This window comes from Chryseobacterium camelliae (genome assembly GCF_002770595.1).
Classification (GTDB): domain Bacteria; phylum Bacteroidota; class Bacteroidia; order Flavobacteriales; family Weeksellaceae; genus Chryseobacterium; species Chryseobacterium camelliae.
The window spans coordinates 3,265,025-3,289,433 of sequence record NZ_CP022986.1 but is presented as its reverse complement, the minus strand read 5'-3'; the positions used below and the strand labels follow the sequence as shown (position 1 = coordinate 3,289,433).

The 24,409-nt window shown below is 42.3% G+C and carries 21 protein-coding genes; 15 read left to right on the top strand and 6 right to left on the bottom strand.

Annotation, left to right across the window (positions count from 1 at the left end; translation table 11 throughout):
* The first annotated feature begins 69 nt into the window (after positions 1-69).
* Both CGB83_RS15250 and CGB83_RS15245 read left to right on the top strand, forming a co-directional pair.
* The gene (locus CGB83_RS15250) at positions 70-1,380 is read left to right on the top strand and encodes a sensor histidine kinase (RefSeq protein WP_100076576.1); all 1,311 of its coding nucleotides are present in this window, start codon (positions 70-72) and stop codon (positions 1,378-1,380) included.
* Entirely contained in the window at positions 1,370-2,050 is a 681-nt protein-coding gene (locus tag CGB83_RS15245; protein WP_100076575.1) for a response regulator transcription factor, read from the top strand. The genes CGB83_RS15250 and CGB83_RS15245 overlap by 11 nt, the downstream gene beginning before the upstream one ends.
* 8 nt (positions 2,051-2,058) lie before the next feature.
* On the opposite strand, the gene CGB83_RS15240 is transcribed toward CGB83_RS15245, so the two are convergent.
* From CGB83_RS15240 to CGB83_RS15230, 3 genes are all read right to left on the bottom strand, one after another.
* Positions 2,059-2,886, bottom strand: a complete 828-nt coding sequence (locus CGB83_RS15240; RefSeq protein ID WP_100076574.1) for an endonuclease/exonuclease/phosphatase family protein — start codon at positions 2,884-2,886, stop codon at positions 2,059-2,061.
* A gap of 144 nt (positions 2,887-3,030) precedes the next feature.
* Positions 3,031-5,232, bottom strand: a complete 2,202-nt coding sequence (locus tag CGB83_RS15235; protein WP_100076573.1) for a M1 family metallopeptidase — start codon at positions 5,230-5,232, stop codon at positions 3,031-3,033.
* Between the two features lie 83 nt (positions 5,233-5,315).
* Positions 5,316-6,197: an SDR family oxidoreductase gene (locus tag CGB83_RS15230; RefSeq protein ID WP_100076572.1), complete on the bottom strand. Its 882-nt coding sequence runs from the start codon at positions 6,195-6,197 to the stop codon at positions 5,316-5,318.
* Between the two features lie 250 nt (positions 6,198-6,447).
* Here CGB83_RS15230 and CGB83_RS15225 point away from each other — a divergent pair, with 250 nt between their 5' ends.
* The 3 genes from CGB83_RS15225 (at position 6,448) to CGB83_RS15215 (ending at position 12,108) form a co-directional block, all read left to right on the top strand.
* Positions 6,448-8,082 carry a DUF1800 family protein gene (locus CGB83_RS15225; protein ID WP_100076571.1) on the top strand — a complete coding sequence of 545 codons (1,635 nt, stop codon included), beginning with the start codon at positions 6,448-6,450 and terminating at the stop codon, positions 8,080-8,082.
* 4 nt (positions 8,083-8,086) lie between these two features.
* Positions 8,087-9,703 (top strand): DUF1501 domain-containing protein, encoded by a 1,617-nt coding sequence (locus tag CGB83_RS15220; RefSeq protein ID WP_100076570.1) that lies wholly within the window; start codon positions 8,087-8,089, stop codon positions 9,701-9,703.
* 110 nt (positions 9,704-9,813) lie between these two features.
* Positions 9,814-12,108, top strand: a complete 2,295-nt coding sequence (locus CGB83_RS15215) for a GH92 family glycosyl hydrolase (RefSeq protein WP_100076569.1) — start codon at positions 9,814-9,816, stop codon at positions 12,106-12,108.
* Positions 12,109-12,190: 82 nt separating this feature from the next.
* Here the strand turns inward: CGB83_RS15215 and CGB83_RS15210 are convergent, their stop codons facing one another.
* Positions 12,191-12,556, bottom strand: a complete 366-nt coding sequence (locus CGB83_RS15210; protein WP_100076568.1) for a winged helix-turn-helix transcriptional regulator — start codon at positions 12,554-12,556, stop codon at positions 12,191-12,193.
* 110 nt (positions 12,557-12,666) lie between these two features.
* On the opposite strand from CGB83_RS15210, the gene CGB83_RS15205 reads away from it, so the two are divergent.
* Entirely contained in the window at positions 12,667-13,269 is a 603-nt protein-coding gene (locus tag CGB83_RS15205; RefSeq protein WP_100076567.1) for an FMN-dependent NADH-azoreductase, read from the top strand.
* 101 nt (positions 13,270-13,370) lie between these two features.
* On the opposite strand, the gene CGB83_RS15200 is transcribed toward CGB83_RS15205, so the two are convergent.
* On the bottom strand, positions 13,371-14,708 hold the full coding sequence (locus CGB83_RS15200; protein ID WP_100076566.1) for a dihydroorotase: 1,338 nt from the start codon (positions 14,706-14,708) through the stop codon (positions 13,371-13,373).
* Between the two features lie 221 nt (positions 14,709-14,929).
* Here CGB83_RS15200 and CGB83_RS15195 point away from each other — a divergent pair, with 221 nt between their 5' ends.
* The 8 genes from CGB83_RS15195 (at position 14,930) to ribA (ending at position 21,945) form a co-directional block, all read left to right on the top strand.
* Positions 14,930-16,351 carry a lipopolysaccharide biosynthesis protein gene (locus tag CGB83_RS15195; protein ID WP_100076565.1) on the top strand — a complete coding sequence of 474 codons (1,422 nt, stop codon included), beginning with the start codon at positions 14,930-14,932 and terminating at the stop codon, positions 16,349-16,351.
* Positions 16,352-16,475: 124 nt separating this feature from the next.
* Positions 16,476-17,492 (top strand): sugar phosphate nucleotidyltransferase, encoded by a 1,017-nt coding sequence (locus CGB83_RS15190; RefSeq protein ID WP_100076564.1) that lies wholly within the window; start codon positions 16,476-16,478, stop codon positions 17,490-17,492.
* 108 nt (positions 17,493-17,600) lie between these two features.
* The gene (gene lolB1, locus CGB83_RS15185) at positions 17,601-18,443 is read left to right on the top strand and encodes a lipoprotein insertase outer membrane protein LolB1 (RefSeq protein WP_100076563.1); all 843 of its coding nucleotides are present in this window, start codon (positions 17,601-17,603) and stop codon (positions 18,441-18,443) included.
* The gene (locus CGB83_RS15180) at positions 18,440-19,999 is read left to right on the top strand and encodes a peptidoglycan DD-metalloendopeptidase family protein (protein ID WP_100076562.1); all 1,560 of its coding nucleotides are present in this window, start codon (positions 18,440-18,442) and stop codon (positions 19,997-19,999) included. The genes lolB1 and CGB83_RS15180 overlap by 4 nt, the downstream gene beginning before the upstream one ends.
* A 30-nt stretch (positions 20,000-20,029) precedes the next feature.
* Complete coding sequence (locus tag CGB83_RS15175; protein ID WP_100076561.1) at positions 20,030-20,248, top strand: twin-arginine translocase TatA/TatE family subunit; 219 nt, start codon at positions 20,030-20,032, stop codon at positions 20,246-20,248.
* A 12-nt stretch (positions 20,249-20,260) separates the two neighbouring features.
* Positions 20,261-20,875, top strand: a complete 615-nt coding sequence (locus CGB83_RS15170) for a DUF4254 domain-containing protein (protein ID WP_100076560.1) — start codon at positions 20,261-20,263, stop codon at positions 20,873-20,875.
* Complete coding sequence (locus tag CGB83_RS15165) at positions 20,872-21,330, top strand: hypothetical protein (RefSeq protein WP_100076559.1); 459 nt, start codon at positions 20,872-20,874, stop codon at positions 21,328-21,330. Before CGB83_RS15170 ends, CGB83_RS15165 begins: the two co-directional genes overlap by 4 nt.
* A gap of 18 nt (positions 21,331-21,348) precedes the next feature.
* Positions 21,349-21,945, top strand: a complete 597-nt coding sequence (ribA, locus tag CGB83_RS15160) for a GTP cyclohydrolase II (RefSeq protein WP_100077612.1) — start codon at positions 21,349-21,351, stop codon at positions 21,943-21,945.
* 80 nt (positions 21,946-22,025) lie between these two features.
* On the opposite strand, the gene CGB83_RS15155 is transcribed toward ribA, so the two are convergent.
* Positions 22,026-22,556: a hypothetical protein gene (locus CGB83_RS15155; RefSeq protein WP_100076558.1), complete on the bottom strand. Its 531-nt coding sequence runs from the start codon at positions 22,554-22,556 to the stop codon at positions 22,026-22,028.
* Between the two features lie 113 nt (positions 22,557-22,669).
* Here CGB83_RS15155 and CGB83_RS15150 point away from each other — a divergent pair, with 113 nt between their 5' ends.
* On the top strand, positions 22,670-24,406 hold the full coding sequence (locus tag CGB83_RS15150; protein WP_100076557.1) for a glycoside hydrolase family 3 protein: 1,737 nt from the start codon (positions 22,670-22,672) through the stop codon (positions 24,404-24,406).
* Positions 24,407-24,409: the final 3 nt, after the last annotated feature.

Below are 24,409 nucleotides of genomic sequence, written 5' to 3'. Positions count from 1 at the left end.
ATTTCGGTTAACGGAAGGTTAATGGCGGGTTAATGCTGATTAGGGAAAAACTAATATTCTATCTTTGCCATGATGGTTCGTAAAAGCAAAACTCTTATACTGGTATTCGCAGGACTTTTTCTCCTCTTACTGGGGATACAGGTCTATTTCCTGTGTAAGACGTACCAGGTAAAAGAACGGGAAATATACCGGTCTGTACATGACAGGCTCACCAATTATACGGATAAACTTGAAGATGCAGGCAGAGTAAAAGACACTGACTATGATGATGAAGTCCACGATATCCTTGTCCAATACCATGACCACTTAATCAACCGCAGGGAATTCCTGGCCTTTTTTGAAAGAAACAGGAAAAATACGGAACAGCAATTATCAGATTATATCAACCGTTCTTTTGAAGAAAAAGGATACCGTATCGCTGCACGGATCAAATATACTTCCGTGACTTCACTAACTGATGGTGCACAGCTGATCAGCCAGCCCATAGTCCTGTATGAAACCAAAAACAAAGTTATTAAACCCGGGATTTTCAATACCGGAAGATGGGAGACCTCATCAACTTCCAAAACGGATGCATCGAAGAAAAATTCTTTTCTTGTCCGCAGCAGGACAGATTTTGAGATTCTGAATATCAGGACCGTTATTTTCAAGGAACTGATCCTCCTGATCATATGCTGCGTCATCCTTCTGGCCAGCGTACTGATGCTGTATCTTTTTACCTTAAAAAACCTCATCAGGCAGCAGAAGCAGGTAGAAGTCCTGCATACGGTGGTGGATAATATTTCTCATGAATTCAAAACACCTATTGCTACTTTAAAAATTGCCTCAAAAGCCCTTAAGAAAGACTGGAACACAGAGACACTTCTTCTTATCGACCGCCAGATCGTACGGCTGGAGAATCTTATGAAACAGCTTCACGAAAGCGAAAAAGAGGAAACATACAGTATAGAACCGGAAGACTGGAGCTTCTTCATCCAGGACCTTACTTTTACCTATCCTGAAATCCTATTTGACACACAAATTTCTGTAACAGGAGAGCTGCCATTCGATAAAAACATGATGGAAACCATTGTTAAAAACCTTTGTGAAAACAGCATTAAATACGGTTCAGACAGAATCACTGTCCATATCAATACTACGGAAGGCATTTTACATATACAGGTTTCGGACAACGGACAAGGCATTGCGAAAAGAGAACTTAAGAATATATTTGAAAAATTTTACCGTGTGCAGTCCGATAACATCCACAATACGAAAGGACTGGGACTCGGCCTGTATTTCGTACGGAATATCGTAGAACAGTATAACGGCACCATTCAGGTGGCAAGCACTATCGGCGCAGGGACATTATTTACCATACAGATGCATTATGAAAGTTAAGATCCTTTTAGCAGAAGACGATCCTGATTTCGGGATGATCCTCAAACAATACCTGGAACTGGAAGATTTTGAAGTGGCCTGGTTTCAGAACCCTGAAGATCTTACAGAAGTTATCTCAGGCCCGTTTCCGTACCAGCTCGGAATCCTGGACATCATGATGCCCAATATGGACGGTTTCTCTCTGGCAAAAATAATCCTTAAAGCCCATCCTAATTTTCCGGTTCTTTTTTTAACCGCCAAAAACCAGAAAATTGACCGCCTGACCGGACTGAAAATAGGTGCCGATGATTATATTGCAAAACCCTGTGACCCGGAAGAGCTGGTCCTGCGGATCCGGAATGTTCTGAAACGGACATTACCTGCTGTGGAAACAAAAATCAGGATCGGCCGCTATAACCTGGATACGGAAAAACTGCTGCTCTATCACCCTGCTGAAAACATCCGCCTCACCATCCGGGAACAGCAATTACTGTTATACCTGCTGCAGCATAATCATAAGACCATCAAAAGGGACGATATCCTGGACAGCTTATGGGAGACCAATGACTATTTCACAGGCAGAAGCCTTGATGTCTTTATCAGCCGGCTGAGAAAATATTTCCAGCATGATCCTGAAATCAAGATCCAATCCCTGAGAGGAATTGGATTTGAAGTTGATTTTCCCGTATAATTTCGATATTAAAAGGAAAGCTCCGTAAGAACAGGGAAATGATCCGACGGATACAGCAGGTTTTCCCTCCTGTCGTTGATATGCCTGTGAGACCTGATTTTAAATCCTTTTACAAAAATATAGTCAATCCTTTCTTTCGGGATTTCATTCACATTAAAACCGGTGAAGGTCCCTTTAGGACCGTAATGTTTTGTTTCGGAATGATAGTAGGTGTCCTGAAGGTTTTTGGACATGATTTTAATCGGTTCTGAATCTTCAGTCAGGTTAAAGTCCCCGCTTACCGTTACCGGAAGATTTTTAGGGTTGATCTCAGCAATCTTTTTTAAGATCAGTTCCGAAGACTTTACCCTTGCCACATTTCCGATATGATCAAAATGAAGGTTCAGAGCCATGAATTCCTTTTTCGACTTTTTATCCCTGAAAACCGCATAGGTACAGATCCTGTTAAGGGCTGCATCCCATCCCCTGGAAGGCTTCTCGGGTGTTTCGGAAAGCCAGAAGGTCCCTGATTTCAGCACCTGTAATCTTGCCGTATCATAAAAGATGGCTGAAAACTCCCCTTTTTCCTTACCATCATCCCTTCCCACGCCTACATAGTCATAGTTTTTAAGGCCTGTTTTGATATCTTTCATCTGTTCCGGGAGCGCTTCCTGCACCCCGAAATAATCCGGATGGTAATACCTGATCAAATCCAGGGCGTCCTGCTTTCTTTCCGTCCATGCATTTTCCTTATCCGAATCCACCTGCAGCCTGATATTAAAACTCATTACCCTAAGGTCCTGTGAAAATGACATTACTGCCAGCATCAGACAGACCACTGAAAATCTGAAATTCATTTTTTGATTTTTTAAAATTTAAACAAAAATAAAGTTTCTGTTTAAAAAAGAGGTTAAGAATTCCCCGGTATCATTTTAAAAGATGTTCACAAACAAAAACTCCGGACTATAATTCCGGAGTTTGATCGTGATGGTCTTCTCATTTTATTCTTTCGTGAAGGTGAAATCCCTGCCGCCCTGGGAGAATGTAATGGTCTTCCTGTCCTGGCTGAATTTGAGGGAGATCTGTGCCTGCTCAAACGTAAAGGTGCGATCACCGGTATATTCCAGTGGAAATTCCGGTTGTCCGGTTGCCTGGGCATATAGCTGGTTGTTTTTCTCCACAAATGTAATTTTTATAGGAACTTGTTTGCTGCCGAATGTTCCGGTAAAATCTTTTACATTAATTTTCTCTACCGGCTTAGACTGCGTCGAATCCCAGGTCCATACATTATTCTTGCTGTTGGTATCCGGGATGGCAGATTCCGGATCCAGCTTCACCTGCTCAATTTCTTTCACAGAATTTACTTTAAATGTCCACTCTTTATTACGCTTCCAGACTTCTACAGGTAATTTCACGACCTGTGCAGTCCCGTCCTTAAACTTCACCTGTACGGTAGTAGGCATAGGCAGCTGGCCAAGGTTTTCCACCGTGATCTCAGCTCCGCTCTTGAAATCTCCGTTTACATATTTTACATTTTTAACCGCCTGGTCTATTTTCCATTTGTTCATAAACCAGCCTCTCCAGAACCAGTTCAGTTCTTCCCCGGAAACATTTTCCATGGTATGGAAAAAATCCCATGGCGTAGGGTGCTTAAATGCCCAACGGTCAATATATGTCCTGAATGCCTTATCGAATTTCTCCGGCCCTAAGATTGATTCCCTGAGGATCTGCAATCCCATTCCGGGCTTATAATATGCCAGAACGCCGATGCTGTTTTCCTTCATATTATCCGGACCTACCATGATCGGCTCAAAATTATCGCTCATAATATAGCCTCCCATCTGGGCTATATTCTTCTTCCGGTAATATTCTCCTTTATTGAAGGCTTCTGTGGACAATTCATTAATAAAGGTATTGAACCCTTCGTCCATCCAGGCAAACAATCGCTCATTGGAACCTACAATCATCGGAAACCAGTTGTGCCCGAACTCATGGTCGGTAACTCCCCAAAGGTCCTCACCCTTGGAATCCATATGGCAGAATACAATTCCCGGATATTCCATTCCGCCCTCATTTCCTGCTACGTTGGTAGCGGCAGGATACGTATATCCATACCATTTGGCAGAATAATGCTCAATGGCTGCTTTGGTATATTCCGTGGATCTTCCCCATGCTTTTTCACCGGCACTTTCAGCAGGATACGCTGAGATCGCCAATGATTTCTTTCCTCCGGGAAGATTGATCCTTGCTGCATCCAGGATAAAAGCGGCTGAAGATGCCCATGCAAAGTCCCGGGCCTGGTTTATCCTGAACTTCCAGGTTTTGGTTCCGGCCGGCTGGGCTTTTCCGATTTCGGATTCAGGGCGGATCATCACCGTTTTGTCACTGTTCCTGGCCTGATCCCAACGGCTATTCTGTTCTCTGGTATACACTTCCTTCGCATTAAGAAGCTCTCCGGAAGCAACGACATAATGATTTGCCGGCACTGTGATGTTGGCCGTGATGTCTCCGTATTCCAGATAGAATTCAGAGGCACCCAGGTAAGGCATGGTATTCCAGCCGAGTACATCATCATACACACACATTCTCGGATACCACTGAGCGATGGTAAAGATCTTTCCGTTTTTGGTATCCTGGATTCCCATCCTGTCTGATCCGTATTGCGGAGACTTGAATGAATATTCTATTTTTATTTTTGCTACCCCGCCTCTGGATTTCAGCTCTTTCGGAAGATCGATCTGCATCCTGGTATCAGTAACCGTATATTTTACATCTTTCCCATCCAGCTTAACGGATTTTATACGGTAACCTCCGTCAAAATCCTCTCCATGCGCCCCGTTCCTGCTTCCGGATAACGGTACCAGCGCATTTCCTCTGGAATCCTTCTTAAACAGGTTCTGATCTAATTGCAGCCAAAGGAACCCCATAGTATCCGGACTGTTATTGGTATAGGTGATCTCTGCGGTTCCCGTAAGTTCGTCCTGCGCATCATTGAGGGAGATATCCAGGTTGTAGTTCACGGCATTCTGCCAATAGGCATGCCCGGGCTGTCCGCTTGCCGAGCGGGTTTCCGTACCGGTCTGGGGATAGAAAAAAGGCTTGAAGGCTTCTGTGTAATCATACTTGGGAGCTTCCTGGGCGTAGGCAGATGTAAAAAACAGAGCGGCCAGTGCAGGAACCAGAATTCGGGATCTAAGGTTCATTGAAATTATTTTTTATAGCTTATGCAATAGGTTGCGGAAGACGGCAGATTGTTACAGCATGCGTGCTGTTATATTTCAGAAAATCAGTTTGACTTCTTTGCTTTGATCATGGCTTCCAGGGCATCCCACATTTCCTGAGGAACGTCTTCCAGCATATTGAACTCTCCAGCTCCCTGAAGCCACTCGCCTCCATCTATCGTAACTACCTCTCCGTTCATATAGGCAGAATAGTCCGACACCAGATAAGCCGCAAGATTGGCCAGCTCCTGATGTTCACCTACCCTTCTTAAAGGCACTTTCTTCTTCATATCGAATTTTTCCTGAAGGTCTCCGGGAAGCAGCCTGTCCCATGCTCCTTTGGTAGGGAACGGTCCCGGTGCAATAGCATTAAAACGGATGCCATATTTGGCCCATTCCACAGCAAGAGAACGGGTCATTGCCAGGACACCGGCTTTGGCACAGGCAGAAGGCACAACATAGGCAGATCCCGTCCAGGAATAGGTCGTAACGATATTAAGAACCGTCCCGGATGTTTTTGAATCGATCCAGTGCTTTCCAATGGAAAGTGTACAGTTTTTGGTGCCTTTAAGAACGATATCCAGAATGGAATCGAAAGCAGAATGCGTAAGGCGCTCTGTAGGAGATATAAAGTTTCCTGCAGCATTGTTCAGCAGGATATCAATTTTGCCGAATGCTGCGAGCGTTGCTTCCTTCATCGCTTCCACCTCATCCCAGTTTCTAACGTCACAGGCTACACAAAGCACTTTGCCGCCGGTCTGTTCTTCCAGCTCTCCGGCAGTTACCTGGAGTTTCTCAAGATTCCTGGAAGTGATAACGACCTTTGCGCCCAGTTCCAGGAAATACCTGGTCATGGCTTTTCCCAGGCCGCTTCCGCCGCCGGTTACAATAGCAACTTTATCTTTAAGGGCTCCTTCGCGGAGCATTGGCTGTGTGTACAGATTCATAAATGTATTGTTTAATAATATTTGAGAACTTTAATAAGTATGATGTATTCCGTAAATGTAGCACAAATATTTGTTTCTGCTGAGTGAAAAACTATGCCTTATATATCAATCACAGCAACATTCCATTGGCAAAGACTAAAATCAATTATTAGACACTTATGTATTATTTATATTAAAATTATATTAATTTCAATATAAAAATACCACATATTCATTAAAAACGTACATTTGTTTCAAAATACTCATTGCCATGCCGAGTCTAACGCCTAAAACCAATGCGCTGGGATTTGCAAATGCCTATCATCTCCTGAGACGCACCACTTACAACATTACGAAAGCCAGAATTCTGGACTTAGCTGTCAAGACTCCACAGCAGGCACTGACAGAATTATTTAATTTCAGCAATCCTGTTCCTCCCTCGCCTCTTAATAATGCTGGTGAGACCATTGTCCCTACATCAGCCAGTCCCAATATTACTGATACACAGAATACAGCCAACAGTGTAAGAAATGATCTCTACTGGTGGCTATATTCCGCTCTTAAAGATCCCTCGGCACAACATAAAATCGCCTACTTTCTGCACATCCTTTTTATTGCTGACGATGATGCTTCTTTCTGGATTAATTTTGATTATAAAGAGCTTTTAAGATTTCATGTCAACGGCAGCCTTAAAGATCTTGCCGTACGAGTCACTCAGAACCCAAGAATGCTGCTGTATCTCAATAACAATCTAAATCAGAACACCAGCCCCAATCAGAATTATGCACGGGAATTCCTAGAGCTTTTTACCATTTTAAAAGGTCCGCAGATTGCTACCGGAAACTACACCAATTATACGGAAACTGATGTACAGCAGGCAGCGAGGGTGTTGACGGGTTTTTCACTGACCTCATCCATACATCTTGATAAGACAGCCAGGCTTACTTCTGTAGATTCTGTTACCCAAATTCCTACCGGACAGGTTAAAGTAAATAACCATGATACGGGAACCAAAACTTTTTCTGCCGCATTCGGTTCACAATCTATTCCCGGAGGCACTACCGAAGCAACCATTAAAACAGAGCTTCAGAATTATATCAATATGATTTTTGACAAAGATGAAACGGCAAAAGCATACTGCAGAAGGATCTACCGCTATTTCGTGGGTAGGGAAATTACTTCGGCTATAGAAACAGGGATTATTGTCCCACTTGCAGCAGCGCTTAAAACTGACAACTATAATATCATCCCTGCCATTACCACACTTCTGAAAAGCAAACATTTTTATGATGAAGAAGACAGTGTGGCCGGTGATCAGACCATCGGAAACATCATAAGAAATCCTGTTGAGCTGTACCTTCATATGTTTTCGCTGCTTAATCTTCAGATCCCGTTATATACTGCCAACCCCTCCGCGATACACAGCCTGATGGGCGTTGTGACCAATTATGCTTCCAATGCCGGAATGCCGGTTTTCAGGCCGCAATCGGTCAACGGCTACTCAGGATATTCAAGCAGCCCTAATTATGACAAAAACTGGATTACCACTTCTTCCCTCAGGATACGGTACAACAATACGATTGACTACCTGATCAACGGGCTGACTTATAACGGTTTCACCTTTAAACTGTACAACGCTCCGTTTGTAAAAGACAGCGGCTATTTTTCTAATCCGGGCGATACAGATACACTGGTTACCGAATTTCTGCAGATGATGTTTGTGGAAGTGCCTACCGGCGACCGTTACAATTATTTCAAAAATGTATTTCTGAATAACCTCAGCACGATCAACTGGCTCAATGAATGGAACAACTACATCAGTACGGGGAATGCCAACAATGTGAAAATCCCTATAGACAGACTGGTAAAAGCGATTATTAAATCGCCTGAATTTCAAATCATCTAAGACCATGAACAGAAAAGATTTTTTAAGATTAGTTTCTCTCGGAGGTATTGGTGCACCGTTTTATCTCAATGGTATGCCTTCAAGGTTTATGAACCAGTTTCTGGATCTGCAGCTCAGCTGCGATACTGTTAATGACAGGGTTTTGGTTATTCTCAGGCTGGCCGGTGCCAATGACGGGCTCAATACCGTGATTCCTATAAGCCAGTACAGCACCTATGCTGCGCTGAGGCCAAACATTAAGATTGCCAGTACAGGGACCGGAAGCTATATTCCGCTGGACAGTACAGTAGCTTCCGGTAAACTTGTCGGCCTGAATCCTTCAATGACCGGCTTTAAAAGCCTTTATGATTCCGGCAAACTCCTGCTTATGAACGGAGTGGGATATCCAAACCCCAACTACTCACACTTCAGATCAGAAAACCTTATGTTTGCAGGTAAGGACGGCAGTGTCAATTCTGATCTCCTGGATGGAATATTCGGCCGGTTTCTGGGCTCGCTGTATCCGGGTCTTGCAGGAAACCCGACGACTCTCAACCCGGATCCGCTTGCCATACAGATGGGAAATCTTAATCCATGCCTGTTCTATGAGCATACAACGGAAAAAAACATTGAGTATAACCTTACCGGCTTCCAATCCAGCATTTTCAGCACCTTAAAGCTGGTTACTTCAGAGTATAATGACCTTTTGGCCTATGTAAAGAGTATTGCAGCAAGTATGGATGCTTATTATGACCGTGTAATGCAGGTCTTCAATGCCGGAAATAATTCTGCTGCAGCATATCCTAACTCTTCTTTGGCAAAACAGCTGAAAACCGTTGCCAGAATGATCAAAGGGGGAAGCAAAACCAAAATTTTCCAGGTTAACCTAAGCGGATTCGACACCCACGTGAATCAGGTACAGTCAGGAAGCCCTCATCTGGGTACGCATGCCAATCTCCTTGGGGATATTGCCGGTTCTGTTGCAGCCTTCCAGGCAGATATCCAGCAGCTCGGCATTGCAGACAAGATAATGACCGTTACATTCAGCGAATTCGGAAGGCAGGTACGGGAAAATGGAAGTACGGGAACAGATCATGGGGACCTGGCCCCGTTTTTTGTGATCGGTAATGCTGCAGCGGCAGGAATTTTAGGAGATCATCCTGTATTTACCAATCAGACCAGCTTTTATTACAACCAGAACCAGAGAAGGTATGATTACCGGCAGATTTTCGCTTCGCTGCTGCAGGACTGGCTTGGAGCGACCACCAGCCTGATGATTACTTCCGAACTTGATTATTACGTTACAGGAAGCCAGAAGGTGGATGTGATTACCGGAGCGCAGAAAGCAAGCACGGTTTGCAGTAACCTTGGAACATCAGAGGTCATTTCAGATCAGGGAATAAAGGTTTATCCGGTTCCGGCAAGCCAGTATATTTACGTTGATTTTGAACAAAGAAAGGAAAATAATATACAATACCAGATCTTAGATATGAGCGGAAGGATTATTCTTCAGCAAACAGAGAAGCTGATTTCCAACCGGCTCGAGATCAATGTTTCCGCCGTTACAGAAGGAAATTATATTTTAAAACTGAAGACAGGGCAAACCGAGATCGGTAAGAAAATTATTATTTCTCACCGTTAAATTCTTGTCTGAAAAGAGTGATGCGCATTCACCGGGACTGCTTTCTGAGCAGGAATCATCATTGTTGATTTATTTTTAGCTATTTTTAGCTTTTAAAATTTTATTCACCAATGAAACATCATAAAATTTATTTTTTACTGATTTTTATAAATTTCATTTCATATTATAAATCCCAGCAACCTGAAAGACCCGTTTATTATGTCAATCCGCTGATCGGAACCGAAAAAATGGGCCATACCTATCCCGGTGCAACCGTCCCGTTCGGGGCTGTTCAGCTAAGCCCGGAAACGGATACTTTGTCTTATGCCGTCAACGGAAAATACAACGGCGACGTTTATAAATACTGCGCTGGATACCGGTATGAAGATAAGACGATTGTAGGCTTCAGTGCTACGCATTTCAGCGGAACCGGCCATTCTGATCTCGGGGATTTCCTGATCATGCCGACCACCGGACCGCTGCAACTGAATCCCGGTACGGCATCTGATCCCGAAAAAGGGTACCGGAGCAGGTTTTCGCATCAGAACGAAAAAGCGGAAGCAGGGTATTACCGGGTACAGCTGGACGATGACCACATCCTGGCAGAACTGACAGCTACAACGAGAACCGGCGTTCACCGTTACACCTTCCCAAAGTCTGACCAGGCCCATATTATTTTTGACCTGATGGCAGGAATATACAATTATGACGGAAAAAATATCTGGACCTATGCCCGTGTGGAAAATAATACAACCGTAACAGGATACCGCCAGACTAATGGCTGGGCAAGAACAAGAACCGTTTATTTTGCCATGAAATTTTCCAAGCCGTTCAAATCCTACGGACAGAAAAACTACGACGGAAAACAGGTATACAATGGATTCTGGAGGAAATTCGACCAGACCAGAAATTTCCCGGAAATCGCCGGCAAAAACATCAAGATGTATTTTGATTTCACGACCTCTGAAAATGAACCTATCGAAATCAGGCTAGCCATTTCGCCTGTCAGCCAGGCCAACGCCCTGGAAAATTTAGAAAAGGAAACCGGAAACCTTTCTTTCGACCAGATAAAAGAACAGGCTCAGGAACAATGGGATAAGGAGCTTGGCAAAATTGCCATCCGGGGTTCCGAGGATACCAAGATTAGTTTTTACACAGCCATGTATCATACATTCATCAATCCTACCACGTATATGGATGTTAACGGTGAATATAAAGGCCTGGACCAGAACATTCACAAGGCCGGCACATTCACGAATTACACCACATTTTCGATCTGGGACACCTACCGGGCCCTCCATCCGTTCTTTAACATCATCCAGCCGAAAAGAAATAATGATATGGTGCAGTCTATGATGGCCCATTACCGCCAGTTTTCCATGAAGATGCTTCCGATCTGGTCGCATTATGCCAACGATAACTGGTGCATGAGTGGCTATCATAGTGTCAGCGTAGTGGCTGATGCCATCATTAAAGGCAATTATTCCGGTGATCCGCATGAGGCCCTGAAAGCCTGTGTAGAAACTGCTGATAAAAGGGATTATGAAGGCATCGGATATTATATTGACAAAGGCTATATTCCTGCCGAAAAAAACGGAACCTCAGTGTCCAATACCCTGGAATATGCGTATGATGACTGGGCCATCGCACATCTGGCCAAGCATTTAGGAGAAACTGAAGTCTATAATCGGTTTATCAGAAGATCAGAGAACTGGAAAAACAATTTCGACAAAAGTACAGGCTTTATGCGGCCCCGATTACAGGATGGAAGCTTTAAGGCAGATTTCAATGCACTAAGTACCCACGGGCAGGGTTTCATTGAAGGGAACTCCTGGAATTACAGTTTTTTTGTCCCTCAGAATCCGGAAGAACTCATTAAAATTATGGGCGGAAAGAAAAAGTTTGCTTCAAGACTGGATGAGCTGTTTACCATGCACCTTCCGGACGAATTTTTCGCTGATACGGAAGATATTACCCGTGAAGGGATCATCGGTGGTTATGTCCACGGGAATGAACCGGCCCATCATGTTGCCTACCTTTATAATTGGGCCGGGCAGCCCTGGAAAACCCAGGCTCAGGTGAGAAGGATTTTAAATATGCAGTATAAGGCTACTCCAGACGGATTGGGAGGCAATGATGACACCGGACAGATGAGTGCCTGGTATATCCTGAGCTCATTAGGCTTCTATCCTGTTACTCCAGGATCCGAGGATTATGCTCTCGGAAGCCCTGCTGTTGATTCTGCCGTTCTGAATTTAGAAAACGGGAAAACATTCAGCATCGAAGCTCTGGGCCAAAGTCAGGAAAATGTATATGTAAAAAAAATTCTCCTGAACGGAAAGGAAATAAAAGATTTTACGCTCAGGCATTCCGATATCATGAAAGGAGGTACGCTGAGCTTTTATATGAGCGCAAAAGCGAAGTAACCATCTATTTCCTGATATATGATCAAAAAAAAGACTGCTGTATGGCAGTCTTTTTTATCATCGAAAACCACTTTTACAGTGCCTAAAAAGCGTCTGCCTTAATATTCTGTTTATGGGTTTTTCCCCATTCTGAAAGTGACCTGATTACAGGCTTCAGCGTTCTGCTGTAATCTGTAGAAATATATTCCACCAGAACCGGCATCTGTTCACTGTGTACGATCCGTTTCACAAATCCGTTCAGTTCCAGATCCTTCAGTTCATTGGACAGGACTCTTGCAGAAATTCCGCTTATGGTTCTCTGCAGTTCATTAAAACGGACATTTCCGAATTCCTGCAATACTATGATGATTTTCAGTTTCCATTTCCCGCCGATAACATAAATGGCATCTTCAACGGCAGAAAGGTTTTCACTGCAGCTTCCTCTGCAGATTGTTTCTTCATTTTCCATATCACTATTGATAAACTAACAAAAAGGTTACTGCTAACCTATGGTATACTACTAACTTTTGATAAGCTAAAGTACATAATTTTGCTGAAGAAACTTTAATGTATTAAAAAATGAAAAACATACTCCACATCAGTTCGAGTTCAAGGATTCAGGGGTCTTCAAGCAGAATATTAGGCAATGCTATAGAAGAAAAATTACAGAATATCTATCCGGAACATTCGGTAACCACACTGGATTTATTGAAAAACCCTTTCCCGCACCTGGGTGAAGAACAGGTTGAAGCCTGGTTTATTCCGGCAGAAAACAGAACAGATGAGCAAAATAAAGCGGTCAAACGTTCAGATGATGCTATTGAACAACTTCAGGCCTCTGATATTATTGTGATCAGTGTTCCTATCTACAATTTCGGCATTCCTTCAGTCTTAAAAGCTTATATTGATCATATTGCAAGGGGTGGAATGACATTCCGCTATTCTGAAAATGGTTTTGAAGGTCTGGTTAAAAATAAAAAGGCTTATATCGCAGTAACCAGCGGCTCTATTTTTTCAGAAGGCGATTATCAGTCATATGATTTTGTTGTTCCTTATTTAAAGAGCGTGCTCGGCTTCATAGGCATCACTGATATCACTATTGTCCGGGCAGAAGGCCTTAGTCTTCCTCAACTCCAGGATACAGCTCTGGAAAAAGGAATCCAAAGCATTGTAATTGGTTGATAAATATCTTATAATAGAGCCTATTATAAAATTTCTGATTATGAGCTGTATGCTAATCTGCTGAAAATAAAGCAAAAAAGACTGCCGTGGCAGTCTTTTTTTTATTCCTGAACCTCAAAAAGCAATCGCTCCCCGAATTTCTGTTCATTGATTTTACCCTCATCATACGCCAGATGTCCATTGACAAAAGTGTGGGTGATTTTTGAATGCAGCTCCATCCCTTCAAGAGGGCTCCATCCGCAATGGTATAAGAGGTTTTCCTTGGCAACCGTCCACGGGTCATTAAGATCAACCAGCACCAGATCGGCCTTGTAGCCTTCCCTTACGAAACCTCTTTTGGAAATCCTGAAAAGGATGGCAGGATTATGGCACATTTTTTCAACAATCTTTTCAAGGGAAATCTTTCCGTTTTTATAGTTTTCAAGCATTACAGGAAGAGCATGCTGCACCAAGGGTCCTCCGGAAGGACATTTGGTGTATACGTTCTGCTTTTCTTCCCAGGTATGGGGTGCATGGTCGGTAGCAATTACATCAATCCTGTCATCCAGAAGGGCTTCCCACAATCCGTCTTTATCTTTCTGTGTTTTTACCGCAGGGTTCCACTTGATCAGGGCTCCTTTGGTTTCGTAATCTTCGTTGGTAAAGGTAAGGTGATGCACGCATACTTCTGCCGTGATCTTTTTATCTTTCAAAGGGATATCATTCCTGAACAGTGCAGTTTCCTTCGCAGTGGACAAATGGAAGACATGCAGCCTCGCCCCGGTTTTCTCCGCCAGTTCAATGGCTTTTGAAGAAGATTTGTAGCAGGCCTCCTCACTTCTGATCAGGTGATGGAACTTCACCGGGATATCCTGGCCATATTTATCGATATATTGCTGCGTATTCGCTCTGATGGTGGCTTCGTCCTCGCAATGAACGGCAATCAGCATTTTGGTATTGCTGAAAATACGTTCCAGGGTTTCCGGGTTGTCTACCAGCATATTGCCTGTGGAAGAACCTAAAAACAATTTGATTCCGGGAACATTGCTTGGGTCTGTTTTCAGCACTTCTTCAAGATTATCATTGGTCCCGCCCATCATAAAGCCATAATTTGCATAGGCACTTTCCGAAGCTATACTGTATTTATCGGCCAGCAGTTCCTGGGTAACAGCATTGGGCACGGTATTGGGCTGGTCAATAAAGCTGGTGACTCCGCCTGCTATTGCAGATCTGGACTCAGATTCAATATTGCCTTTGTGCGTAAGGCCCGGCTCACGGAAATGAACCTGGTCATCAATGACCCCGGGCAAAAGGTATTTACCCGAACCGTCAATAACAAGATCCGCCTCATCAGAGATTTCGCTGTCTACTTTCGAGATGGTATCGTTATCTATCAGAACATCGCTCCCGAAGATTTTTCCTTCATTGACAATCTGAACATTTTTAATTAAGGTCTTCATTTTTACTGAGGAATTAGAGGTTTACAACTGAACATCAGAAGTCAGAAGTCAGCTGCCGATTGAGGTTCAAACAAGAGAATATGATCTCTGCACCTGACCGGTTTGTAACTTCTGATCTCTGCGATTCAGATAAAAGCAAAAGTAAGGTTTATGGATGAATTTTAACAGGGCTCCGGAAAAATCAATTTGTAATTATCTACATTTGCATAAAATTTCACATTTTGAAAAAACTGCTTAACGAGACGATCATCTATGGAATCGGGGCCATCATGCCGAGAGTCATCTTGTTTATCCTTAACCCTCTATATATCGACCAGATCGACAGCAGAGATTTTGCCATATTTTCAAACCTGTATGCACTGATTTCTTTTGTGAATATCATGCTGTCTTTTGGCTTCGAAACCGCATTTTTCCGGTTTTCATCAGAAAAAGATCAGCAGAAAACGACCTTTAATACGTCTTTTTGGTTCCTGTTTGGGCTTTCCACTGTTTTCCTGCTGGCCTGCCTGCTTTTCAGCCAGTCCATTGCCGATACCCTGGAGTACTCGGCCAACCCTGAATATATCCGCTGGTTTGCGTGGATTGCCTTTTTTGATAACCTCTGCGTCATCCCTTTTGCATGGCTGAGGTATAACAACAAACCTATCAAATATTCCCTGGTCAGGGTATTGCAGTCTTTATTCCAGACTGTGATTACCATTGCGTTATTCCTGTATATCCCCCTAAACGTTTCACAAGGATTCGGGCTGAAAGAAAAGGTTTCTTTTCCGTTCTACAGTAATCTGGTGGCAAGCTTTTTAGGTTTCCTCCTGCTTCTGCCCGTCATTATGAAGGTAAGACTGCAGTTTTCTGCGGACCTGTTCAGGAAAATGGTCCGGTATTCCTGGCCGGTCATGATTGCCGGGCTGGCTTTTATGGTGAATGAAAATTTTGACAAAGCCATACAGATCTGGTATATTCCGGGCGAAGATGCCGGTGCTTACGGGGGTTGCTACAAACTCGCCGTACTGATGACGCTTTTTGTCACCGCCTACAGAATGGGGATAGAGCCATTCTTTTTCAAACAGATGAATAACGAGAATGCGAAAAACACCTATGCAAAAGTAACGGAATATTTTACTTTCTTTGCTTCAACAGTAGCCATGGGAATCATAGCCAATATCTCATGGCTGAAACAGATCCTGATTCCTAACAGCACCTACTGGACAGCGGTTGACATTATTCCCATCATTGTAGTGGCCAATCTGTGCTTTGGGATCTATTATAATTTTTCCACCTGGTATAAAGTAACGGACAGGACGCGTGTGGGCACGGTGATTTCATGGCTGGGTGCCATTATTACTATCGCCCTAAACCTTATTTTCCTGAAAAAATATGGGTTTATGGTCTCTGCCTGGGTAACATTCATAGCCTATTTTATCATGATGGTGACGTCCTATATGCTGGGACAGAAATATTATCCGATCCCTTACAGGATCAAAAAAATGACCTTGTTCATAGGACTGCTGATGGTATTCAGCTTTCTCATCATGTATATATTCCATTATAATTTCTGGATCGGCAACCTGATGTTCCTTATATATGCAGGTATTCTGATCTATAGTGAAAAGGACATGCTGCTTTCCAGAATCAGGAAAAGCTGATATTATAGTATGTTTTACCATAACGTTGCATATCATATCCGGCTTATACCACGGGGAAGGGTATTATTCCTATCTTTACATCAAATTAAACTAAGCTAAACAAAAAAAACATACTGTATCATTTATGAAAATTATTGTTCCTATGGCAGGACGTGGTTCCAGATTGCGTCCCCATACATTAACAGTGCCGAAACCATTAATCCCCATTGCAGGAAAGCCCATTGTACAGAGGCTGGTAGAAGATATTGCGAAGGTTGCAGGCGAGGAGATAGATGAGGTGGCTTTTATTATCGGTGATTTCGGGGCGGAGATTGAAAAATCGCTTATTCAGATTGCTGAAAAATTAGGAGCAAAAGGAAGTATATATTACCAGAATGACCCACTGGGAACTGCACATGCAATTAAATGTGCCGAAAAATCCATGACCGGCGATGTTGTTATTGCCTTTGCAGATACGCTCTTCCGGGCAGACTTCCAGCTGGATAAGAATTCGGATGGCGTCATATGGGTAAAAAGTGTGGAAGACCCTTCTGCATTCGGAGTCGTGAAGCTGGACAACTACGGATTCATTACCGACTTTGTGGAAAAACCCCAAACGTATGTTTCTGACCTGGCTATTATCGGGATCTATTACTTTAACAGTGCCGAGAAGCTGATGAATGAAATCAACTATATCATGGAGCATGATATTAAAAACGGAGGTGAATACCAGTTGACCACTGCTTTGGAAAACCTCAGGTCTAAAGGAGCCAAATTCAGCCTGGGAAAAGTAAATGACTGGATGGACTGCGGAAATAAGAACGCAACCGTAGAAACCAACAGCAAGATCCTTGCTTATGAAAAAGAGGCAATGGCAGTCCCTCCTGCTTCCGCACAGATTGAAAACTCGCTGATCATCCCGCCTTGTTTTATCGGTGAAAATGTAAAAATATCGAATTCAAAGGTAGGCCCGGGCGTTTCTTTAGGGAACAATACAGTGATCATCAATTCCAATATCGAGAATTCCCTGATCCAGGAAAATACACAGATCAACCATGGTAACCTCTCCAACTCTATGATCGGAAATTCTGCACAGTACTTCGGTGTTGCAAGGGAAATCTCATTGGGAGATTACTCTGTTCTGGATTTCTTATCAAAATAACATCAGCATTTATTGTTGAAAGATATATCATCCCAAACCACACAAAACATTTTGTGTGGTTTGGCGTTAATATTGCAAAGTTTTACTTTAATTCATAAAGACCCGTACATGAAAAGATGGATCCCCCTGTTACTTGTATTATTCGCTGTATCATCCTGCAAGACCAGGAATGCTGCCCGGAAAAATACCAATATCAATGACAGCATCGCTGTATCTACACAGAACGATAATCCTAAGGATGCCAATCAACCTGTAAGGGATAAACTTACTTTTTTTGAACATGTCCTTATTCCGCCTAAATTTGACCAGGTCAAAATCAACAGTAAGGTGAATGTTGAAACCGGAAGCTTTATCCCTACCCTAGATGCAACCATTTATATCGAAAACAATCAGAAGGTGTGGATGAACCTTTCGGCATTATTTATTAATGTCGCCCGTGGGGTTGCAACGCCGGAAGGTATCAAGGGGCTTGACAGGACAAATAAATCGTATATTGATTCTGATTTCGAATACCTGAATAACTTACTCAATGTAAATTTCATAGATTACCAGGCACTCCAGCGTATCCTGATGGGAAGGACCTTTGTTAAAATCAATGATTCCCAGTTTACCCTGACCAAAAATGCCCAGGGCTACCGTATGGCTTCCAATGCCAACCAGAAAATCGTAACCCATGAAAAAAACCGCGAATACAAGATCAGCATGCAGTACGATAACAATTATGACCTATTGAACGTAGAGCTCAAGGATGTCCTTTCGCCGGATGAACTGCAAATTTCTTACAGCAATTGGGATGAGTATAATGGATTACGTTTGCCAAAAAATGTTAAAATAATTATAAAAGGATCAAAAACCAGTCAGATTATGCTGGAAAATACGAAATTTGATTTTTCTAAGATGGAAACAGCTTATTCAGTTCCAGCTAATTATAAGAAAATCGATATTAAATGATCAAAAAATTTAGCTTTTTAATAGGTATTCTGCTGTTTGGATTGCATTATGGGCAAAAAGATAAAGAACAGCTGCAAAAACAGAATGCCGAACTTAAAAAACAAATTGCACAAATAAATACGGATCTGGCGAAGACCAGAAATGAGTCTAAACTCTCAATCGCTTATCTTACCAACGTCAATAAAAAACTTGTACTGAGAGAAAAAGTATACAGCAATACGCAGAAAGAAAAGAGGTTTATAGAAGATGATATTTATCTGCGTCAGCTGGAAATCAACCGGCAAAACAAAGAACTTTCCGTATTGAGGAATAACTATGCTGAAGTGCTTGTCAATGCTTACAAAAATAAAGGGGTACAGAATAAGGTAACCTTTATTCTCTCTGCTAAAAATATGGGGGAGGCGATCAGGAGAGTTCAGTACCTGAAGCAGTATTCCGATTATCAGGACAAAAAAGCGGCAGAAATCACGCGTGCTGCCAATCAGATCAAAAATACCATTGCCCAGAAGCAGAAATCTGTAAAAGATAAAGAAATGCTTCTGATCAACCAGCAAAAGGATTTAACTACAATTAATGCTGAAAGAGCTCAAAAAGAGCAACTGGTGGCGGAATTTAAAAAGAATGAATCCAAACTGACGGGCGAGCTTAAGCAAAAACAGGCTCAGTCTAAGGCATTGGAGGGACAGATCAGATCGATCATTGCGGAAGAAATCCGGAAAGCCAAAGCTGAAGAAGAAGCAAGAAGAAAAGCCGAGGCTGAAAAAATCCGTCTGGCAAAAATTGCCGCAGAACGGGAAAAAGCAAGGATAGAGGCTGAGGCCAGAGCGAGGGCTGCAGCTCTTGAAAAGGAACGTCTCGCTGCAGAAGCAGAAGCTAAAAGGGCTTCGGAACTTGCGGCAAGAAGAGCTGAAGAGGAAAGGAAACGAACTGAGGAGGCTGCGAGGGCTGAAGCCAGTACAAGAGATGAAGCCAGAAAGGTAGCAGCTAAAAAGGCTTCTGATGAAGCAGCAGCAAAGGCAAAGGTAGCAGCAGATAAACTGACTGCGGCCAGAGCAGCGGAAGCAGCACTGGAGAAAAGGAAAGAGGACGATAAGAAGGCAGCCGAATCAAAGGCCATGACGAACTTCGGGGTTTCCACTGCAGCCGGAAATAATTTTGCGGAGAACAGGGGAAGGTTAGGTTTTCCTGTTGATAAAGGGCAGGTGACCCACCGTTTCGGAAGACAGCCTCACCCGGTATTCAAGAATATCGTTGAAGAGAACAACGGAATTAAAATTTCCGTTCCTGCCGGTACACGGGCCAAGTGCGTGTTCCCGGGATCGGTTTCTTCTGTACTCGCCAATAATGACGGAACGAAGACTGTCATTGTAAAACACGGAACCTATTTTACCATATATTCAAACTTAGGAAGCGTAAATGTTTCCAAAGGCCAGCAGGTTTCTGCAGGGACACCTGTAGGGACTGTAGGACAGGATTTTGACGGATCTTATACGCTTGATTTTCAGGTATGGAGCGGAAGTACTCCGGTTGATCCTTTAGGTTGGGTTTCTTACTAAAAAAAGATTAACTTTGTAAAAAAATTTAAGATGAATACATTAACAATGCTATCCCTGTCCTGGCAGCATATACTTATCGTAGTATTAATTCTGGTATTACTTTTCGGAGGTAAAAAAATTCCTGAGTTGATGAGAGGTGTAGGTTCCGGTATCAAAGAGTTTAAAGATGCAGTGAAAGAGGAAGATAAACCAACTTCTGATAAGCCTTCGTCTACCAGCAATAATTCTTCTACCCCTCCTACCAACTAAGTTTCCTCATTCATGAATTTTACAGAGACTGCCTGGAATATCTTCAATACTTCTATTGAGGATTACCATGCATATGACGACGTTAACACTCTAATTAATAATCAATTCCCAAAAGAAAGTTTGGAACGGATTTTGTATGCAAAGAACTGGATTGATACCGTTCAATGGCATTTGGAAGATATAATTAGAGATGAAAATATTGATCCGGCTGAAGCCCTTCAGTTAAAAAGAAGGATAGACTCCTCCAATCAGCACAGAACTGACCTTGTGGAGTTTATAGACAGCTGGTTCCTGAAAAAGTATGAAAATATAGTTCCCAAGCCTACTGCAAAACTTAATACGGAAACCCTAGCCTGGGCTATAGACCGTTTATCGATACTTGCATTAAAGGTTTATCATATGTCATTAGAAGCTAACAGAGTATCGGCTTCGGATGAGCACAGAGCACAATGCCAGGCTAAACTGGATGTTCTGCTGGCTCAGAAAGAAGACCTCTGCACTTCTATAGATCAGTTGCTTGCTGATATTGAGAACGGTGACGTTAAGATCAAGGTATACAAACAAATGAAAATGTATAACGATGAAAGTCTTAACCCAATCCTGTATCAAAAGGGGCAGCAAAAATGAGACAATTATTTTTTTTCGGCATACTAACGGCACTGACATCTTCCTGCGCAACGGAAAAACTTAATTTTTCACCGTTGTCAAACAGCTTTTACAGTGACTCCAAAGGATCTGACTCAGACCGAGGTCTTGAAAAAAGCATTGATATCAATATCCGGGACAACATCAATGCCTCCGAAATTTCTAATATGATCTCCACTTTTCCTACTTTTAAGAATACGGCTCTGGATAATGAGATTACTGCCCTTAAATACAGTCTTCAAAACTATCTTTTTGCCATTGATGCTGACAATATCTCAGGAAAGAAGAAAGCGGTAAAAAACTTCGAGAAATCTTATAAAAAAGTACAAAGACTCAGGAATACCCTGAACGAAGATGATAATGAAGTACTCAACCGTTATCTGGTACGGCTAAAAACCAACATTTCCGTGATTGAAGATTCTATAAAATCCAATTAAAAAACATTACCGTTCATGATGATTAAAATACAGGCAGAAGCCAATGTTCCTACCGAATATGGCAATTTCCGCATGCTTGCTTTCTCTGAAAATGAAAACGACTGGATGCCTCATATGGCTATTATTGCAGAAAATACAGACTTTACACAACCGGTCAACGTACGCTTTCATTCAGAATGCATTACCGGTGAAGTCTTTCACTCCAAAAAATGTGAATGTGGTCAGCAGTTGGATGCTGCAATGAAGTATATCCATGAGCATGGCGGAATAATCATTTACCTTCGTCAGGAAGGACGAAATATAGGGATTATCAACAAGCTGAAGGCTTATTCACTTCAGGAGCAGGGATTTGATACCGTTGAAGCCAATCTTAAATTGGGACTTCCTGCGGATGACAGAAATTTTGCTGTAGCCATAGAGATCCTGAATATCCTTGGCGTAAAAGAAGTAAACCTTCTGACGAACAATCCAGAAAAGATAAAATATGTAACTGACAGTAACATCCTTCTTCATTCCAGAGTCCCGTTAAGGATTCCTGCCAATGAGATCAGTGAAGGGTATCTGAAGACGAAGAAAGATTATTTCGGCCATCTTCTTGATGACAATGATAACTAATCGAATCATATATAAAAGCAAAGCTCCGAAATAAATTCCGGAGCTTTTTAATTATAAAAAACTGAAAAGATATATCGTTGTTAGTTAACTTTGGTTTTAACTACTTTAGACTCATCAATATTATAAAACTTGATAACACTGTTGTAATCGTTGTAATCTACCTTCGCCCCTTTTCCTGCAGGATCAGCCGGAATAAGAACAATTCTGAAATTTTGGTTGATCAGATATTTGTTGGCTTCTGCAGAAGTCATTGTTGCCTGATCAAAATTAGCCTGTGTAGAAATATCTACATTCTGAGAATTGAAGATAAAATTATAATCAAGCTCCCTTCCGTTAGAAAGGAAAAAAGTTTTCGGTAATAATTGCCAGATTGCAGAAGAGCTGGTATTAGAGTTTATATTTCTGTACACCAGAACTACATCCGTATTAAGGATATTCAATCCCTGAGAAATCGTATATCCGCCAGAGCTTGAAAAAGTTCCGGTAATGTCTTTCATCTGAGCCAAAGCAGTGTTATTCTGAACAGGTATGGCATCATTGTCATTATTATCACAGCTTGTCACAAAAAAACTGATGAAGGACAGTAAGAATAGAGGGATTATTTTTTTCATTGCAAAAAAAGTTTAATTATTATTGATATGGCATATTCAAAACATATACCAAAAAACTTAAAAACATCGGTAACCTGATTTTTTAATTGTATTTTTGTTCTTATTCGATCATTATGAAGAATCCTGCAGGTACTTTACTTTTTTTATTCTCATTGATTACTATCCAAGTATCTTCACAGTATACGCCTAAAAATATCACCAAGGCAGAAACGGAACAGGCCCGTCAATGGGTGGATGCCACGTATCGTTCACTTTCCCAGGATGAAAAGCTTGGACAGCTTTTTATTGTTGCTTTATACACCAATAAAGATGAAAACCACATTAACCAGGTCAGGAATATTGTGGTTAATGATAAAATCGGAGGATTGATCCTAATGCAGGATGATGCAGCAAGGGAAATTAGCCTCTTGAACGAATTCCAGCAGAAATCCAGAGTCCCACTTATGATTGGCATGGATGCAGAATGGGGCATTTATCAGAGGATTGCTGCCGCCCATAAGTTTCCATGGGCAATGACATTAGGGGCGATCCAGGATAAGACCCTGATTTATACGATGGCTTCAAAAATCGCTGAAGACTGCCGCAGGATGGGTATCAACTGGGATTTCGCTCCTGTAGTGGATGTAAATACCAATCCTGACAACCCGATTATCGGTAACAGAAGTTTCGGTTCAGAAGTAAATAATGTCATCAATTCAGCATTGCCTTATGCCAGCGGATTGCAGGACCACCAGGTTTTAGCGGCCATTAAACATTTCCCCGGGCATGGAGACACCAATACAGATTCCCATCTTGACCTTCCGGTTGTTTCCCATTCTGTGGAGCGGCTGAATACGGTTGAGCTTGCGCCTTTCAAAACTTTAATGAACAAAGGTATCGGCGGTGTGATGGTGGCCCATTTATATGTTCCCAGCCTTGAATCCGGAAAAGGAATTCCTGCCTCTGTCTCTAAAAGCATTATCACCGGGATACTGAAACAGCAGCTGGGTTATAAAGGCCTTATTATTACGGATGCTTTGAATATGGGTGCTGTTGCCAATAAATATAAACCGGGCGAACTGGATGCCCTTGCATTTGGAGCCGGTAATGATATCATGCTTTTTTCCCAGGGCGTAGCTGAAGGCAAGAAGCTTATTCAGAAAGCGATTGATAATGGGGAAATCCCGCAATCCAGAGTAGAAGAAAGTGTCAAGAAAATTCTGCTGACCAAATATTTCCTGGGCCTTTCCCGGTACAGTTCGGTGAAGCCTGAAGATATCAACCATGACCTGAATAATGATTCACACAAAGTACTGGTACAGAATCTATATTCTAATGCGATTACTTTACTGAAAGACGAAAAGAAGCTGCTGCCACTTTCAGACAAGAAGGTTTATTATATTCCGCTGGAAGAAGCTCCTTACCAGACTTTCCTACAGGAAATGGGTTCTTCCGTCATTGTTAAAAGAGCAGATGAAATTAAATCCATTCCGTCGCATTCAACGGTTCTGGTAGGTTTCCATAAAGATAATTCCACTGCTTACAAACCTTATAAAATATCAGCTGAATCCAAAAGGATTTTAGCAGAGCTCAGCAGAAACCATTCGGTAATACTGAATATCTTCGGAAGTCCGTACGCACTGAAAGATATTGACCTGTCAAAAATCTCTACCGTACTGGTCTCTTATGAAAACAATGATGACTCTATGACTGCTGCTGCAAAAGCTATTCAGGGAATGACTAAAATATCGGGCAGGTTGCCGGTGCTTGTGAATGACCGCCTTAAAGCAGGTATGGGAATAGACCTACAGCCCGTTCAATCGACATCGTCATTCAGTAAGACAACATTTACAACATCAAAACAACCATAAATT

What these genes read in the sequence shown, in the direction of transcription:
- CGB83_RS15245 (WP_100076575.1), top strand. Translation starts at nt 1,370, where the DNA reads ATGAAAGTTAAGATCCTTTTAGCAGAAGACGATCCTGATTTCGGGATG.
- CGB83_RS15150 (WP_100076557.1), top strand. Translation starts at nt 22,670, where the DNA reads ATGAAGAATCCTGCAGGTACTTTACTTTTTTTATTCTCATTGATTACT.
- CGB83_RS15170 (WP_100076560.1), top strand. Translation starts at nt 20,261, where the DNA reads ATGAATTTTACAGAGACTGCCTGGAATATCTTCAATACTTCTATTGAG.
- CGB83_RS15220 (WP_100076570.1), top strand. Translation starts at nt 8,087, where the DNA reads ATGAACAGAAAAGATTTTTTAAGATTAGTTTCTCTCGGAGGTATTGGT.
- CGB83_RS15175 (WP_100076561.1), top strand. Translation starts at nt 20,030, where the DNA reads ATGAATACATTAACAATGCTATCCCTGTCCTGGCAGCATATACTTATC.
- CGB83_RS15210 (WP_100076568.1), bottom strand. Translation starts at nt 12,556, where the DNA reads ATGGAAAATGAAGAAACAATCTGCAGAGGAAGCTGCAGTGAAAACCTT.
- CGB83_RS15250 (WP_100076576.1), top strand. Translation starts at nt 70, where the DNA reads ATGATGGTTCGTAAAAGCAAAACTCTTATACTGGTATTCGCAGGACTT.
- CGB83_RS15180 (WP_100076562.1), top strand. Translation starts at nt 18,440, where the DNA reads ATGATCAAAAAATTTAGCTTTTTAATAGGTATTCTGCTGTTTGGATTG.
- ribA (WP_100077612.1), top strand. Translation starts at nt 21,349, where the DNA reads ATGATTAAAATACAGGCAGAAGCCAATGTTCCTACCGAATATGGCAAT.
- CGB83_RS15240 (WP_100076574.1), bottom strand. Translation starts at nt 2,886, where the DNA reads ATGAATTTCAGATTTTCAGTGGTCTGTCTGATGCTGGCAGTAATGTCA.
- CGB83_RS15190 (WP_100076564.1), top strand. Translation starts at nt 16,476, where the DNA reads ATGAAAATTATTGTTCCTATGGCAGGACGTGGTTCCAGATTGCGTCCC.
- CGB83_RS15200 (WP_100076566.1), bottom strand. Translation starts at nt 14,708, where the DNA reads ATGAAGACCTTAATTAAAAATGTTCAGATTGTCAATGAAGGAAAAATC.
- CGB83_RS15215 (WP_100076569.1), top strand. Translation starts at nt 9,814, where the DNA reads ATGAAACATCATAAAATTTATTTTTTACTGATTTTTATAAATTTCATT.
- lolB1 (WP_100076563.1), top strand. Translation starts at nt 17,601, where the DNA reads ATGAAAAGATGGATCCCCCTGTTACTTGTATTATTCGCTGTATCATCC.
- CGB83_RS15230 (WP_100076572.1), bottom strand. Translation starts at nt 6,197, where the DNA reads ATGAATCTGTACACACAGCCAATGCTCCGCGAAGGAGCCCTTAAAGAT.
- CGB83_RS15155 (WP_100076558.1), bottom strand. Translation starts at nt 22,556, where the DNA reads ATGAAAAAAATAATCCCTCTATTCTTACTGTCCTTCATCAGTTTTTTT.
- CGB83_RS15225 (WP_100076571.1), top strand. Translation starts at nt 6,448, where the DNA reads ATGCCGAGTCTAACGCCTAAAACCAATGCGCTGGGATTTGCAAATGCC.
- CGB83_RS15205 (WP_100076567.1), top strand. Translation starts at nt 12,667, where the DNA reads ATGAAAAACATACTCCACATCAGTTCGAGTTCAAGGATTCAGGGGTCT.
- CGB83_RS15235 (WP_100076573.1), bottom strand. Translation starts at nt 5,232, where the DNA reads ATGAACCTTAGATCCCGAATTCTGGTTCCTGCACTGGCCGCTCTGTTT.
- CGB83_RS15165 (WP_100076559.1), top strand. Translation starts at nt 20,872, where the DNA reads ATGAGACAATTATTTTTTTTCGGCATACTAACGGCACTGACATCTTCC.